At 42.2% G+C, this 1,366-nt stretch carries 2 protein-coding genes; both read left to right on the top strand.

Annotation, left to right across the window (positions count from 1 at the left end; genetic code table 11):
• Positions 1-35 precede the first annotated feature (35 nt).
• Complete coding sequence (locus tag MSG38_RS24050) at positions 36-551, top strand: helix-turn-helix domain-containing protein (protein ID WP_050622410.1); 516 nt, start codon at positions 36-38, stop codon at positions 549-551.
• The coding region (locus MSG38_RS23925) for an IS3 family transposase (protein ID WP_248402791.1) at positions 542-1,366 on the top strand (825 nt) is incomplete at its 3' end. The genes MSG38_RS24050 and MSG38_RS23925, both read left to right, overlap by 10 nt.

Here is a 1,366-nt window from a genome sequence, read left to right as displayed (position 1 = left end):
CCAATAGTTGGACACCAATTATTGGGGGTCTTTTTATGTCCAAATATAGCCGTGAGCTAAAATGTATCATTGCTAAGCAATACTTAGATGGCACGTCATCTCTCTACTTAGCAAAACAATATTCAATTTCTTCAAGGCAGATACGGTATTGGGCTCAAGTCTTTGCCATCCATGGTACTGATTCATTTTTACCAACTAAGCATGCCGCGACTGCTCAAACAAAACGAAAAGCATTGAATTTAATGTGGACGAATGAATGGTCTCTCACGCACACTAGCGCTGTATTAAACCTCTCATCCCCTGGGATACTCTCTGTCTGGCTCAAAAGATTTAATGAGCTCGGTATCAAAGGACTCAAAATGCGCCGGAAAGGAAGACCCTCAATGAAACAGCAACCTCAACGTACCACTAAGCCTGATAATGAAATGACGCTTGAGGAGCTAAAAGAGGAGTTGGTCTACTTACGAACCGAGAATGCCGTTCTAAAAAAGTTGGAAGAGTTGGAGCAGGAAAAAAACCGTCGAACAAAGAAAAAGCGGTCATCGCTCTAACTCTTAAAGGCAAGTACCCTTTAAAGCACTTACTGCACACTCTACAGCTGGCAAAAAGTGTCTTTTATTATCAGGCTCAAACGAGCAAGCGCCCAAATAGCTACGAACGTGAGCTGCGGTTGATAAAGTCAATTTATCATGAACATAAGGGACGATACGGCTACCGCCGTATTCACTTGGAACTAAAAAATCAGGGGTTCGTGCTTAATCATAAAACGGTTCAAAGGCTTATGGCTCAGCTCAACCTTAAATCGACGGTCAGGATTAAAAAGTACCGTTCATACCGAGGAGAGTCAGGAAAAGCTGCTCCCAACGTGCTTGAAAGAGATTTTAGTGCGACTCAACCCGATGAAAAGTGGGTAACTGATGTCACGGAGTTCAAAGTCAAAGAGCAGAAAGTATACTTATCTCCCATTGTCGACTTGTTTACTCAGGAAGTGGTTGCTTATAGAGTGGCCAAAAATGCCTGCTTGCCGCTTGTCACGGATATGCTGACGGAAGCTATATCAACGCTTAAGCCCAACTCAAAGCCAATTATACATAGCGATCAAGGTTGGCAATATCGTCATCGACAGTATCAGAAAAAGGTAGCGGAGAATGGGTTAACGCAAAGCATGTCGAGAAAAGGTAACTGCTTGGATAATGCGGTTGCTGAAAACTTTTTTGCTTTACTCAAAACCGAGATGTATCACAACCAAAACTTTGAAGACGCAGATGCTCTGATAGAGCAAATTAAAGAATACATCGAGTACTACAATACCAAACGTATAAAAGTGAAACTAAAAGGCCTGACTCCGATAGAATATCGAACTCAG

It is taken from the genome of Vibrio sp. 1CM24A (assembly GCF_023161725.1).
Lineage (GTDB): Bacteria > Pseudomonadota > Gammaproteobacteria > Enterobacterales > Vibrionaceae > Vibrio > Vibrio coralliirubri.
Note: the sequence above shows the minus strand (reverse complement) of the source record. Positions and strands in the feature narration are given on the sequence as shown.

Excerpts from the sequence above, each read along its gene's own strand:
- MSG38_RS24050 (WP_050622410.1), top strand. The coding sequence starts at position 36 with ATGTCCAAATATAGCCGTGAGCTAAAATGTATCATTGCTAAGCAATAC.